At 49.6% G+C, this 12,742-nt stretch carries 12 protein-coding genes; 7 read left to right on the plus strand and 5 right to left on the minus strand.

Going from position 1 to position 12,742, the window contains the following annotated elements:
• Positions 1-194 precede the first annotated feature (194 nt).
• The 3 genes from KDX31_01450 to KDX31_01460 form a co-directional block, all read right to left on the minus strand.
• A complete protein-coding gene (locus tag KDX31_01450; GenBank protein UTW03733.1) occupies positions 195-782 on the minus strand; it encodes a CBS domain-containing protein in 588 nt (195 codons plus the stop codon).
• 57 nt (positions 783-839) lie between these two features.
• Complete coding sequence (locus KDX31_01455; protein ID UTW03734.1) at positions 840-1,118, minus strand: hypothetical protein; 279 nt, start codon at positions 1,116-1,118, stop codon at positions 840-842.
• A 528-nt stretch (positions 1,119-1,646) separates the two neighbouring features.
• On the minus strand, positions 1,647-2,276 hold the full coding sequence (locus KDX31_01460) for a dienelactone hydrolase family protein (GenBank protein ID UTW03735.1): 630 nt from the start codon (positions 2,274-2,276) through the stop codon (positions 1,647-1,649).
• Positions 2,277-2,514: 238 nt separating this feature from the next.
• Here KDX31_01460 and KDX31_01465 point away from each other — a divergent pair, with 238 nt between their 5' ends.
• The 6 genes from KDX31_01465 to KDX31_01490 all read left to right on the plus strand — a co-directional run bounded on the left by KDX31_01465 (position 2,515) and on the right by KDX31_01490 (position 7,380).
• A complete protein-coding gene (locus tag KDX31_01465) occupies positions 2,515-3,015 on the plus strand; it encodes an RDD family protein (protein ID UTW03736.1) in 501 nt (166 codons plus the stop codon).
• A gap of 668 nt (positions 3,016-3,683) precedes the next feature.
• Positions 3,684-3,833, plus strand: a complete 150-nt coding sequence (locus tag KDX31_01470; GenBank protein ID UTW03737.1) for a hypothetical protein — start codon at positions 3,684-3,686, stop codon at positions 3,831-3,833.
• 63 nt (positions 3,834-3,896) lie between these two features.
• Positions 3,897-4,655, plus strand: coding sequence for a hypothetical protein (locus KDX31_01475; protein ID UTW03738.1), 759 nt, complete (start codon positions 3,897-3,899; stop codon positions 4,653-4,655).
• A 19-nt stretch (positions 4,656-4,674) separates the two neighbouring features.
• Entirely contained in the window at positions 4,675-5,574 is a 900-nt protein-coding gene (locus KDX31_01480) for a hypothetical protein (GenBank protein UTW03739.1), read from the plus strand.
• Positions 5,575-6,032: 458 nt separating this feature from the next.
• Positions 6,033-6,680, plus strand: a complete 648-nt coding sequence (locus KDX31_01485; GenBank protein UTW03740.1) for a hypothetical protein — start codon at positions 6,033-6,035, stop codon at positions 6,678-6,680.
• A 97-nt stretch (positions 6,681-6,777) separates the two neighbouring features.
• Positions 6,778-7,380: a hypothetical protein gene (locus tag KDX31_01490; protein ID UTW03741.1), complete on the plus strand. Its 603-nt coding sequence runs from the start codon at positions 6,778-6,780 to the stop codon at positions 7,378-7,380.
• Positions 7,381-7,790: 410 nt separating this feature from the next.
• Here KDX31_01490 and KDX31_01495 read toward each other — a convergent pair whose 3' ends face one another.
• Entirely contained in the window at positions 7,791-10,652 is a 2,862-nt protein-coding gene (locus tag KDX31_01495; GenBank protein ID UTW03742.1) for a valine--tRNA ligase, read from the minus strand.
• A 337-nt stretch (positions 10,653-10,989) separates the two neighbouring features.
• On the opposite strand from KDX31_01495, the gene KDX31_01500 reads away from it, so the two are divergent.
• Entirely contained in the window at positions 10,990-11,331 is a 342-nt protein-coding gene (locus KDX31_01500; protein UTW03743.1) for a four helix bundle protein, read from the plus strand.
• Positions 11,332-12,165: 834 nt separating this feature from the next.
• Here the strand turns inward: KDX31_01500 and KDX31_01505 are convergent.
• The gene (locus tag KDX31_01505; protein ID UTW03744.1) at positions 12,166-12,600 is read right to left on the minus strand and encodes a DNA polymerase III subunit chi; all 435 of its coding nucleotides are present in this window, start codon (positions 12,598-12,600) and stop codon (positions 12,166-12,168) included.
• Between the last annotated feature and the right edge of the window lie 142 nt (positions 12,601-12,742).

Raw genomic sequence — 12,742 nt, forward strand, 5'->3', positions numbered from 1 at the left:
GACCCGTTATACTACTGCCCGGACATCACCCCGAACAATAGCCCCTTCAAACCGAGTCTTCTGTGTCTTCTCTATTGTTCCGGTTTACCGCACCGGGTGTTTCTTCCTGCTTTATGTTTTTTCTATCTAGCCACTAGCAAGCGGCGAAGCCGCGTCTGGCAAGTCACGTAGCGACGATCTGGCCCCTGCTTTTATCAAGTATCCTTGCCGGAAAACAGCACATCGACCACTTCCCGGAAATTGGATGCCCGTTTGGAAATTTCTACCGGCACCTTCAGGCGGCGGGCGATATCACTGGCGGAGATTACCCCACGGATTTCGTGATTCTGCGGATCGACGACCAGCATATGCGGAGTGCCGGCATGTTGTAATGTGCGCAACAGGTCACCAATGCTGGCATGGGTGATCTCAGAGAGGGGAATGGCGTGCAATTTGTCACGGGGCGTCATCACCTCTCTGATCGAGATATCGTGACGTTTGAGGCCGGCGGAGGTTGCAATACTCATTGCCGCGCGGCTTTCAAGATCGGCAATGGTCAGCAGGCCGCGAAAGTTTTCATCCTTATCGATCACCAGTACCGAACGCACATGGACCTTGCGCATCATCTGGCGGGCTTCATCGATGGAGACATCCTGCTCCATCATCAGTGGCTGAACCTTCTCAAAGTCGGTCACTACTTCGATGGCCGGTGTTTTGAGCGTGTATTCGTGTAACTCCCCTGGACGGGCGATATGATCGGAGGCATCCAGTAGGATAGTTTTCAGTTCGTTATAGTTATTCATAGCATAATCCTGTCTTAGAAAAAGACCTGTCATCAGGTATATAAAAAATGAGGGATATTAGCTAAAAGCGGGCGGCGCCCGGGTTGATGGGGTTCTCCAGCGTAGACTGGAAGGGCACGACTGATCAGTATGGTTTACTTCAAAGTCGAAAGGTTTCAGGGCCAGACTGGCCGTGAGATAAAGGGTTATATTGCAGGGCTGGTCATCACCACCGTCAATAGAATCAGAAAGTAACTGCTCTGAAACATTGCTTTCGATAATAGAGAATAGCTGTTTAGTCAGCAGCTCAAAGGGGAGTATGCGGGGTTGCAGCGCGACCAGAAGCAGCAAAAGCAATACTACTAACCACCGTTGATACGGGAGCAGCTTTGAACTGGATGAGGAGATGCTTACTGCGTGCTTCATAAATCTCAGTGTAGGCTAAAAGCCACAGGGGGGGAATCCTGAAACGGAAAAATATAAAACGGTCCGGATAACTCGCAGAAAGCGCGAGAGTGGCTAGACGTCACTGCGTGACTTGCTAGTGGTTAGACGCGACTGCGTCGCTTGCCAGAAAGAGCGGAGGGCCGGGAATGCTCCGGTTATCTGCTGTGCACTGTTGCTTTTGTGGGAGCGACGTCCCGTCGCGATGGCAAATCATCCGGGCTCGCAAGAGGCTGGATAGTGGCCAGAACGGAAGCTGTGCTTCCTGCTGGTGGCTAGACGCAACTGCGTCGCTTGCCAGGGAAGAGCAGTAGCTCGGGAAGGCTCCGGTTATCAGCTGTGCGCTGTTGCTTTTGTAGGAGCGACGTCCCGTCGCGATGGGAAACGTCACTTGCCAGAAAGAGCAGAAGCCGGATGTCAGGAAAAGTAATACAGGGGTCGTTAGATAACCTTTTGAATGAAGTCGGTAATCAGCGGGTACATCGTTGGGGTGATGCTGTGCGGGGTGTCTGGTAGCAGGTTCAGTTCACAAGGTATCCCGAGTTCGGATAAACGCTGCTGGTTCTGTTGCGCATAGTCGGAGTCGATGACCTGATCGGTCTCACCATGAATCAGGCAGACCGGAGTCGTGCAGCCCGGGGCTGTTTGCGGCAGTTCTGCAAAACGTCCGGCGATAGCGATAATACCGGCGACCGCATCATGACTCTGTTTCAGCCACTCCAGCGACATAATCGTGCCCTGCGAAAAGCCCAGTAACACCACCTTCTCCAGTGGCACGCCAGCCGACTCTGCCTGTTGCCGGATCAGCTGATCAAATGCCGGCATGACCTGCTGCACGCGTGCTGGCCGGTTCTCTTCGGTTACGCCGATCACATCAAACCACTGAAACCCCCGTGGCGAGATAGTCGAAGGGGCAAATCCGGCAGGAATGCGAATCTCCAGATCAGGGTAAGCGTGGTTAATATATTCAGCCAATGGCTGCAGTGATTCAGGGCTGGCACCGACACCGTGAAACATCAGTAGCAGGGCATCAGGGGTGGCATGTTGAGATGTGAACTGGATGGAGGGCATCGGCCAACTATGAATATCTGAATTAATTTAGAAGGTTATTTTGAATTGAGTGCCTTTATAAAGCAATGGGAGAGAGTGGCTAGACGTCACTGCGTGACTTGTCTGAGGCCCGATGTCCGGGAAAACAAAACAACAGCGAAAGCCTATGGCTTTTGGGGAAGTGATTAAGCTATTGGGTTGAGGATCTATTTCGTCAAGTGTACATTGTTCAAAAGTATATATTTTACAAGGATGTATTATGGAAGAAGTACAAAACCCCTATACGGCACCTCAGTCAGAGCTGACAGTCGCAGCAGAAGAAAGCGTCCCCGTTGCCGCCAGCAAAATGCGGCGATTTTTAAATTACCTGATTGATATTATCCTGTTCCAGCTCGTCTTAGGTTTCTTAATTGGAATCGTTGGAATGTTGCTTTTTGGTGATGCCGGTATGGCTTATATTGAGTCGATACCTGATTACCTGTTTGGGATATTTGTTCTCATACTGTACTACCTGGTTTTTGAAGGAGTCTTCGGTATCACTATTGGTAAACTGATCACAGGCACCCGGATAGTGAACGAGAAAGGACTTCCACCAAGTTTCGCCCAGATTCTGGGCAGAACCTTTCTCCGGATAGTTCCATTCGAACCGTTTTCATTTCTCGGTAAAACCGGCCGTGGCTGGCACGATACCGTATCGAATACCTATGTCATCTGTATACGGAAACCAAACACCCAAAAGACTACTGAGCAGAGTAGCTAGGGCTCGAAAATAACGCGAGAGTGGCTAGAACGGAAACTGCGTTCCCTGCGAGTGGCGAGTGCTAGATAAGAGCCGAGGTCCGAAGGTCACTATGTGACTTGTCTGAAGTCAGGAAAAGCAAAAGCCTGCGGGGTTTAATCGGATATGGGTTGTATTTGTAGGAGCGACGTCCCGTCGCGATGGGGAACGTCCGCGCTTGCGACAGGCGCGAGAGTTGCTAGATGCGACTGCGTCGTTTGCTAGATGTGAAATTCAGAGAGGTTGCCCGGATATGCTTCAATAATCAGCCCGTGCTTTGTTGTTTTTGTGGGAGGTGTACTGGCATATCCTTTGGATTCAATGGCTTAAGCTCGGGTGTTGCTACGGGACTTGTCAGCCGTTCGATGCCAGTAGAAGTAAAAGACCATAGTTTTTGTGGATTTTCTTCATGACAGGGGTTGAGTCGAAGGCTGCCACGGGGTACATTCGGGAAGTAACGTATCAGTTCGTTACCAGATTGCGACAGTAATCATGCAGTTGGTCATGAAGACCCGGGGAATGAGACGCACAGCGTCTTACTGAAATGGATGTAATATGGATACCTCTTTTAATCGCTGTTGTTCGTGGCTCGTAGTTCGTCGCTCGAAAGCGTCTGCACCTTATCTATTTAGTTTTAAAGGCACCTGGTCATGATGGATATGATCGGGGACTTTGTTTGTCATCCCGCTGAAATCAATGTGCAAGACCCGCAACTCAGCCGCAGCCAGTGGCAGAAAGCATTAAATGCCGTTTCAGAAAAACCCTTAGACACTTCAGGTACCCGCTCAGTGGGCCTGTAAAACTGAAGTGCTATAGGTGATGCTGGCTAAGGCCATAGAGGGTGGTCAGGTGATAAATCTCTCATGAAAAATGAATTAATAATTAAATATTTTCCAGTAAACTTTCAAGGAAAGAAAATGAAAAGTTTTCGTAATAAAATCAAGTATGTAGTTGGAATTTTTTCTATCTTGTTTCTATCGGGTTGTGCCATGTCACCCCCACAACCTGAGGTCTCTTTAAATACCGATGTTTTGTCTCGAGATGACATTAAAATAGGTATTTACTATGAAGCCCCTGAAGATAAGGCGACGACTCACATTTGGGGCGCAAACTGCCTTTTATGCTACGCATTCGCTTCTGCATTAACCAGTGGGTTAGATTCGCATCTTGAAAGCACTATCTCGACTGATGAACTGGACGCGATTAAAGACCTGGTTCACTCTCAATACTCATCCCGTTTTGCAAATGTGAAGCTGGTTCAGCTTTCTACCCCTCTGGACGATTTTAAAGATTTCGATGACCAACTGGGATTTGCAGATAAAGACTTAAGGGACGTTAAAAGTGAGCTAGATATTGATGTACTTGTGGTGGTTCAACTATGGAGCCACGGAGCCTACCGCAGCTTTAGTGATTACGTCCCAAATGGCGACCCTAAAGGTCACCTTGCAGGTCTGCTCTATTCTGTAGATCTTAATACCAACGCATATCTTCAGTATTTGAGTATTAACGAAAGAGTACAGCCAGGGGGCCCATGGGATGAGCCACCAAGCTACCCAAATGTGACCACTGCTTATTACCAGGCGGTAGAAAACGTTAAGGCAAAAATTGCTAAATCATTCTGAAAAAGGGTGAGAATCGGGAATGCGAGCGTTAATAGCGGCGTTAATATTCATCACGTTGGCAGGGTGCGTTAGCGCACCCTATCGGGATGATTATACGACCCACGTAAATACCAGATCTGAGTATTATGCTGGAAAAGATCTTAAATTCGTTCTGGCAGAAGGTTCATTAGTCGATATACGTGGAATTTATTCTAAAGATAATACGAGCTCGTCATCTCCAATGATGTATCAGGGAGGTGCCGGTCTTGCCGGGCTTCTGGCTCAAATTGGAACGCATGCATCACTTATAAACTCACAAAGAAACAAAAAACTCGCGGCCGCTCAGGAAGCAGCCAACGGTGACATAGCCACGCTGATCAGCTTAGCAGAGGGAATCGATCTGTTAGCCTTGCTCGAGCAAACGGATTCCGGGCTGATTAGCCCGGTTGAAGCCGGCGCTGCTGCGACAGACGTTAATATCAAACCCATCTTCTTTGCTTCCCGTGCAATGGATCAGATTTCTCTAAACACCATTGTCTGGGTTGACGCTGAAGGTAGTTCTGAAGGTGATGAGCCGACCTATCAGAATCTCATTCAGGTGTTCAGCCCGAAACTCAGTACCCAACAAAGCGAGCGTTTAGCGAACGGAGATAAACAGCTGTTATCCAGTCTCATCTCTTCGCTACTGGATACCTCACTGAAGATCGCTAAGGCTGATCTAACCGGTCAGTATGCAAGCGTTAATGCTCCGGATAAGACCTATTTAGTCGAAAAGCATTTTGGAGCAAAGGTCGTGAGGGGGGCTGTTGTCGACCATACATGCGGGTATGACGTGATACGTGATATTCGTTTATGGTTTGTAGCCCACTCGAGACAGGCGCCTGTTACGAATGCCACTACAGAAACAGCGTGTGCTCGCACACAGCATGAGAGTGGCTAGAACGGAAACTGCGTTTCCTGCTAGTGGTTAGACGCGACTGCGTCGCTTGCCAGGGCTCGCAAAGAACGCGAGAGTTGCTAGAACGGAAACTGCGTTTCCTGCTAGTGGTTAGACGCGACTGCGTCGCTTGCTAGAAACAGCCGAAGTCTGAACGTTGCTGCGTGACTTGCGCGTTGTTCGAAGAAACGGCAGTCGTGCCCGTTTTGGGGGGCGGGGAGTGGTTTTGTTGTCTTTGGGCTTGAGCGGAGTGCTGTCTGGGAGTACATTCAGGTAACAACCTATTAGTTCGTTACCAGATTGCGACAGCAATCATGCAGACCCGGGGACCGGAGGCGCAACGCGTCTCATTGAAATGGATGTAACATGGATGCTTTGTTTAAGAGCCGTTGTTCGTGGCTCGTCGCTGGTTGCCCGAAAGAGCCCGTACCTCATCTATTTAGAATTAAAGGCGCTTGGTCATGATGGATTTGATCGAGGGTTTTGTACGTAATCTATCTGAAGGCAATCTCCAAGAGACCGTTATAGTCGGTACACTGCTTTTCGTTCCCCTGTTTCGGTTAATCTATAAGCTGGTTCTCGAGATTAAAGAGCGAAAGAATAACGACCTGAAGGGGGCGTTGGAGATCGAAGGCCTTTCAGAAGATGTCCGTTTTGTTATCCATGAAAGCCTGAATCGTACCTACTTTTACCGCGCAACTGGTATCACCTCCGACCATTATATACGCTCAAAAATCAGGCAGTTTCTGGAAACAACCAAAGGTGACATCACGCTCTTTGGTATTAAACGAGTCAGTGAATATATCCAGATTGAAGATGAAAAACTGGTTATAAAATATGGTCGTTTTGAAGTCTTTAACTACTACTGGAATATGGTATTCAGCGCAGTACTCGCTGTCTTTTGTGTTGTTGCTATTGTCCTAGTCGTTGCTGCATGGGGAATGGACAAAGAAGGAACGTTACTTTTGGCCATCGAAGCTCCAGTTATGCTACTACTGGCTATCCACTCGGTCTGGAAAGCCAGTAATTTCTATATAGCCAGTAAGATAATAAAACCCGCTTTTGAACGATTCGAAAATGAAGCAGTAAAACCGGCTAAAGTCGGTTGATAGTCTAATGAATACTGCATGTGTTGCTCATGTAGGTTGTAGGCATTCTTCAGTCCCTAATTGGCTAAAAAAATGATGTAGATAGGCGCTTGCGGAAATGAAATTTTTTGTTACTTTTTGTTTGATGTTTTTTTCTATCCATGTAGAGGCCAGTCGCTGTGATAACTATATAAAAAGAGCTTCAGATGATAAAGCTTTTGCAGTTACTCTTTACTTTGCTGGTATATGTCTTAAGAAAGTGGATAACATGAAAGCTAATATATTCTTTTTAAAATCCTATGAAAAGGGCAATGAGGATGCCGGAAGAGAGCTTGTTATGAGTTATTTAACTAATGACAATGAGAAAAAATGGGTTGAAGCAAAACACATTATAAAGACTATAGATCCAGATGATAGGGTAGGCTACTTTTGGGAGGCGTTCTCTATAATGATGACAGCAAATAACTCAAAAGACCTGGAAGAAAGCATAGTATTCTATAAAAAATCATTTGAAAGAGGTTTCAAATATTCCTCCTTTTTTATAATGACTTATTATTGCCAAATAGAAGACAAAGAAGGCTGTAATAAGTGGAAGCATGAGCTTGAGTTGGCAACAAGAGTCGATGGCAATTCACCGGAGAGTGTAATCTCGAAAATGAAACTATCTAATCCTCTTTATATTCGAGGGGAAGATAAGATAACTTCAATTTTAATGCGATAGTGCAGAGTCATATTTGCTTTTCGAGATCAAGGTTGCAGAGTTATTATCCAAAGGATAAACAAGACTGATTCATTATTCGTATGAATCCAGCTTGTTCCTGTCATTCTCGGTGCTCTCTGTGTTCTTAGCATGCCTTTGGGTACTGCGGTAAAACTTAAAAGTTATCACCACAGAGATCACTGAGTTCACAGAGAAGAAACTTTGCTTGAATCGTTTGAGCAATTACTGTTAGGTACCCAAAGGGCATTCAATCGCTGTGAGGGCACAGCTCCTACAGTTTTGATACCTATTGCCGTTGCCCATAACGAAAAAAGCCCAGCATCACTGCCGGGCTTTTTGATTTTTCTAGCTACTAGCAAGCGGCGGAGCCACGTCTAGCGAGGAGCGAAGCGACGTTCTAGCCACTGTTGCTAAAGCGCCTCTATCTTCGAGTACTGCTCACTCAATTGCCCCAGCGATGCCCGGAACTCTTCAAGCTTAGCGCGCTCTTTAGCAACAACCGCCTCCGGCGCATTAGCCACAAATTTGTCGTTGCTCAGTTTGCCTGCCAGACGTCCGGCTTCTTTCTCCAGCTTGTCCATCTCTTTCTTCAGACGGGCCAGTTCAGCGTCTTTGTCGATCAGGCCGGCCATCGGCACCAGTACCTGCATATCGCCAACCAGCTGTACCGCGGACATTGGCTCTTCATCGCCCGGATTGAGCCAGGTGACGGAAGCCAGCGAGGCGAGTTTGGCGAGGAATGCCTGGTTGGCTTCGAGACGGGTTTTATCGTCGGCGCTGCCGTTTTTGATCAGGATATCCAGCCCTTTGGCGGGTGAGATGCCCATCTCGCCACGGATGTTACGTACTCCGGTGATGACACCCTTGAGCCAGTTAATATCGGCTTCGGCGGCGGCATCATGGCGGGTTTCATTGGCAACAGGGTAGGGTTGCAGCATGATGGTCTCACCCTCGACACCGGCGAGGTCTTTAATGGACTGCCAGATCTCTTCGGTGATGTAGGGCATGATCGGGTGGGTCAGACGAAGAATCACTTCCAGCACCCGTACCAGAGTGCGGCGGGTGCCGCGCTTGGCGGCGGCAGAAGCGTTCTCGTCCCACAATACCGGTTTGGACAGCTCCAGATACCAGCCGCAGTACTCGTTCCAGATGAAGTCATACAGGGCCTGAGAGGCGAGGTCGAAACGGTATTCGTCCAGATGCTTAGTGACCTGCGCTTCAACTTTCTGCAGCTCGCTGGCGATCCAGCGGTCGGCCAGAGACAGTTCAATTTCGCTCTCTGCTGAGAGCTGACCGCAGTCTTCGCCCTCGGTGTTCATCTGCACATAACGGGCAGCGTTCCAGAGTTTGTTACAGAAGTTGCGGTAACCCTCCAGACGCTTCACATCCCAGTTGATGTCACGGCCGGTGGAGGCCAGTGCCGCCAGGGTGAAACGCATTGCGTCGGTACCGTGTGAGGCAATCCCTTCCGGGAACTGCTTTTCGGTCCGCTTGGCTATTTTCTCGGCCAGTTGCGGCTGCATCATGTTGCCGGTACGTTTTTCCAGCAGATCCGGCAGGCTGATACCGTCGATCATATCCAGCGGATCGAGCACGTTACCCTTGGACTTGGACATCTTGTCGCCGTTCTCGTCACGGATCAGACCGGTGACATAAACGGTTTTGAATGGTACCTGTGGTTTGCCCTCATCATCTTTGATCAGGTGCATAGTCATCATCATCATCCGGGCAACCCAGAAGAAGATGATATCGAAACCGGTCACCAGCACGTCGGTGGGGTGGAACGTCTGCAGGCGTTCGGTGTTTTCCGGCCAGCCCAGGGTGCCGAAGGTCCACAGGCCAGAGCTGAACCAGGTGTCCAGTACGTCATCGTCCTGACGCAGCTCGGTTTGCAGGTCCAGACCGTATTTTTCCCGGGCGGCATCGGCATCTTTGGCCACGTAAACGTTGCCTTCATTGTCGTAGAACGCCGGAATCCGGTGGCCCCACCACAGCTGACGGGAGATACACCAGTCCTGAATGTCACGCATCCAGGCGAAGAACATGTTTTCGTACTGCTTAGGCACGAACTTGATATCGCCGTTCTCAACCGCTTCAATGGCGGGGCCAGAGAGGGTCTTGGCATCGGCAAACCACTGATCGGTCAGCATCGGCTCGATGACCACGCCGCCCCGGTCACCGTAGGGGATGGTCATGGCGTTTTCTTCGATCTTCACCAATAGACCGGCGGCTTCCATATCGGCGACGATCTCACGGCGGGCGGCGAAGCGCTCCATGCCGTGATATTTTTCCGGCAGGGTCTTGTCGATCGTGTGGTTTTCGCTGCCATCGGTGTTGAAGGTCTCTGCCGCGTCACGGATATCACCGTTGAGGGTGAGGATGTTGATCATCGGCAGGTTGCAGCGTTTGCCGACTTCATTATCGTTGAAGTCGTGGGCCGGGGTGATTTTCACACAGCCGGTCCCTTTTTCCATATCGGCATGTTCATCGCCGACAATGGGAATGCGACGGTTAACCAGCGGCAGGATAATCTCCTTGCCGATCAGGTCTTTATAACGCTCATCGTCCGGGTTAACCGCCACGCCGGTATCACCCAGCATGGTTTCCGGACGGGTGGTACCGACCACCAGATAGTCTTCACCGGCGGCGGTTTTAACACCGTCGGCCAGCGGATAGCGCAGATACCACATCTTGCCTTTGACTTCGCGGTTTTCCACTTCCAGATCGGAGATCGCCGTGTGCAGCTTAGGGTCCCAGTTGACCAGACGCTTGCCGCGGTAGATCAGGCCTTCGTCATACAGACGGATAAACACTTCCTGCACGGCGTTGTAAAAACCGGAGTCCATGGTGAAACGTTCCGTCGGCCAGTCAACCGAGTCGCCCAGGCGGCGCATCTGGTTGGTGATCATGCCACCGGATTCGCCTTTCCACTCCCAGATCTTTTCGATAAAGGCATCGCGGCCGAGATCGTGACGGGTTTTCTGCTCTTCGGCGGCCAGCTTGCGCTCGACCACCATCTGCGTGGCGATACCAGCATGGTCGGTACCGACCTGCCACAGGGTGTTCTTACCCTTCATCCGCTGATAGCGGATCAGAGCATCCATGATGGTGTGCTGGAAAGCATGACCCATATGCAGGCTGCCGGTGACGTTCGGCGGCGGGATCATAATGCTGTAGGCATCGCCTTCACCGGAGGGGGCAAAGTAACCTTTCTCTTCCCAGGTTTTGTACCAGGATTTCTCGATCTCGTGCGGCTGGTAAGTGGTATCCATTAAATGACCGTGCTCTCAAGGCTTGAATTAGTGCAAAAAAATAGTCGGATATTATAGCGCCGGGGGGCTTAAGTAGCTAGAACGGAAACTTCGTTTCCTGCTAGGAGTTAGACGTGACTGCGTCGCTTGCTAGGAAAAGCTAAGATCAAGAGAAGAATATTGATTCTAGCGGACTAAAATGCTTTTTCTAGCTCCTGGCAAGCGACGAAGGAGCGTCTAGCAAGTCACGCAGTGACGTCTAGCCACTTTCCCCTTCGAAGTGATGAATTACTAATTATCGCCTAGGGGCTGGTTGAACTACACTTTCATGGCTAAATGACAGACAAAAGGAATTGTTATGAGTTATGAAGATCTGGACGTATGGAAGCGTGCCTGCCGTTTGAGTTGTGAAATTTATACTGTGCTGAGTCGCTGCCGGGATTTTGGTTTCAGGGATCAGATCACCCGCAGTGGTTTGTCTATTCCGAGTAATATAGCCGAGGGGTTTGAGCGCGGTTCAGTAAAGGAAAAGCGCCAGTTTCTTTATTATGCCAAGGGTTCGCTGGCTGAGCTGAAAACACAGGTGTTTATCGGTCAGCGAATAGGCTATATCCACACGCAGACAGGCAGTGACTGGCGTCAGGAGCTGGATGAGATTCAAAAGATGCTGGCGGCACTGATTCAATCAACGGAGCCCTGAGCGCTGTTGCTTTTTCTAACGACTAGCAAGTCGTTATGACGCGCAGAAGCTAGACGTGCTTCGCACTTGCTAGTGGCTAGACGCGACTGCGTCGCTTGCTAGGAAAAGCGAAGATTAAAAACGTCTGATGGTTTGGCCTAGTGTGGGTTTTATCTTTTTCTAACGATTAGCAGGAAACGAAGTTTCCGTTCTAGCTGCTCTCGCGTTTTTTGCGGGCACCTAGCCAGCGACGAAGCCGCGTCTGGCAAGTCACGAAGCGACGTCTAGCTACTGTTTTTTAATCGCTGCAGGATGCAGCTCCTACATACTAGGTTTAAAACCGCAGTGAGCGTTCTTTTTTCTAGCGACTAGCAAGCGACGCAGGCGCGTCTGGTAAGCTGCGAAGCGACGTCTAGCCACGACTTTTTAATCGCTGCAGGATGCAGCTCCTACATACTAGGTTTAAAACCACAGTGAGTGTTCTTGCTTTTTCTAGCGACTAGCAAGCGACGCAGGCGCGTCTAACAAGTTGCGAAGTGACGTCTAGCTACTGTTTTTTAATCGCTGCAAGATGCAGCTCCTACATATAGATTCAAATCCGTAGAGTGCTGTTGCTTTTTCTAGCGACTAGCAAGCGACGCAGGCGCGTCTAACAAGTTGCGAAGCGACGTCTAGCTACTGTTTTTTAATCGCTGCAAGATGCAGCTCCTACATACTAGGTTTAAAACCGCAGTGAGTGTTCTTGCTTTTTCTAGCGACTAGCAGGAAACAACGTTTCCGTTCTAGCCACTCTCGCGTTTTTTGCGAGCACCTAGCAAGCGACGCAGGCGCGTCTAACAAGTCACGCAGTGACGTCTAGCTACTGCTCTTACGCATATCATGCATTTTCGGGGTAATGCCGTGTGCTTTGTAGAGTGCGTAGTTTTTGCGGGTGGCAGCGAGGATATCCGCTTGCTGGATAACGATTTCGAGGATGCGGTCGAACTTCAGGGTTTCCTCTGAAGCGTCCAGTGCCAGGTTGATATAGACATCCCGGTGGGTGGGAAGCTGATCGCCCCAGCCAATCTGTACCGGTGCGTCGGGTTTGTTGTTGAGCAGGCCGTGGGGGATGAAGGCGTCGGCGCGATAATCCCACAACAGCTGATCCAGGCGTTCTGCCTCGCCGGCACTGGCGACGTGGATGTAGGCGTTGAGGCCATGCCCCAGCACTTTATCCGCCAGTCGGCAGAGGAAAGCGGTGCGGCTTTCCGGGTCTGCATCGGGTAGAACATAGAAATCAGCTTGGCTCATGTTTTTTAATTCCGGTCAGGGTCTGAATGCGCCAGCGCGGCGTTATATTTTTTCTTAAAATTCTCACTTACTACATGTAAGCTGCGTTTTATCGAAAAAATATGCCTTGCTCTGACACATTCATCTACCTGACTCAGTGCCC

The organism is Amphritea atlantica (assembly GCA_024397875.1).
Taxonomy (GTDB): domain Bacteria; phylum Pseudomonadota; class Gammaproteobacteria; order Pseudomonadales; family Balneatricaceae; genus Amphritea; species Amphritea atlantica_B.

Excerpts from the sequence above, each read along its gene's own strand:
- KDX31_01450 (UTW03733.1), bottom strand. The coding sequence starts at position 782 with ATGAATAACTATAACGAACTGAAAACTATCCTACTGGATGCCTCCGAT.
- KDX31_01460 (UTW03735.1), bottom strand. The coding sequence starts at position 2,276 with ATGCCCTCCATCCAGTTCACATCTCAACATGCCACCCCTGATGCCCTG.
- KDX31_01465 (UTW03736.1), top strand. The coding sequence starts at position 2,515 with ATGGAAGAAGTACAAAACCCCTATACGGCACCTCAGTCAGAGCTGACA.
- KDX31_01470 (UTW03737.1), top strand. The coding sequence starts at position 3,684 with ATGATGGATATGATCGGGGACTTTGTTTGTCATCCCGCTGAAATCAAT.
- KDX31_01475 (UTW03738.1), top strand. The coding sequence starts at position 3,897 with ATGAAAAATGAATTAATAATTAAATATTTTCCAGTAAACTTTCAAGGA.
- KDX31_01480 (UTW03739.1), top strand. The coding sequence starts at position 4,675 with ATGCGAGCGTTAATAGCGGCGTTAATATTCATCACGTTGGCAGGGTGC.
- KDX31_01485 (UTW03740.1), top strand. The coding sequence starts at position 6,033 with ATGATGGATTTGATCGAGGGTTTTGTACGTAATCTATCTGAAGGCAAT.
- KDX31_01490 (UTW03741.1), top strand. The coding sequence starts at position 6,778 with ATGAAATTTTTTGTTACTTTTTGTTTGATGTTTTTTTCTATCCATGTA.
- KDX31_01495 (UTW03742.1), bottom strand. The coding sequence starts at position 10,652 with ATGGATACCACTTACCAGCCGCACGAGATCGAGAAATCCTGGTACAAA.
- KDX31_01500 (UTW03743.1), top strand. The coding sequence starts at position 10,990 with ATGAGTTATGAAGATCTGGACGTATGGAAGCGTGCCTGCCGTTTGAGT.
- KDX31_01505 (UTW03744.1), bottom strand. The coding sequence starts at position 12,600 with ATGAGCCAAGCTGATTTCTATGTTCTACCCGATGCAGACCCGGAAAGC.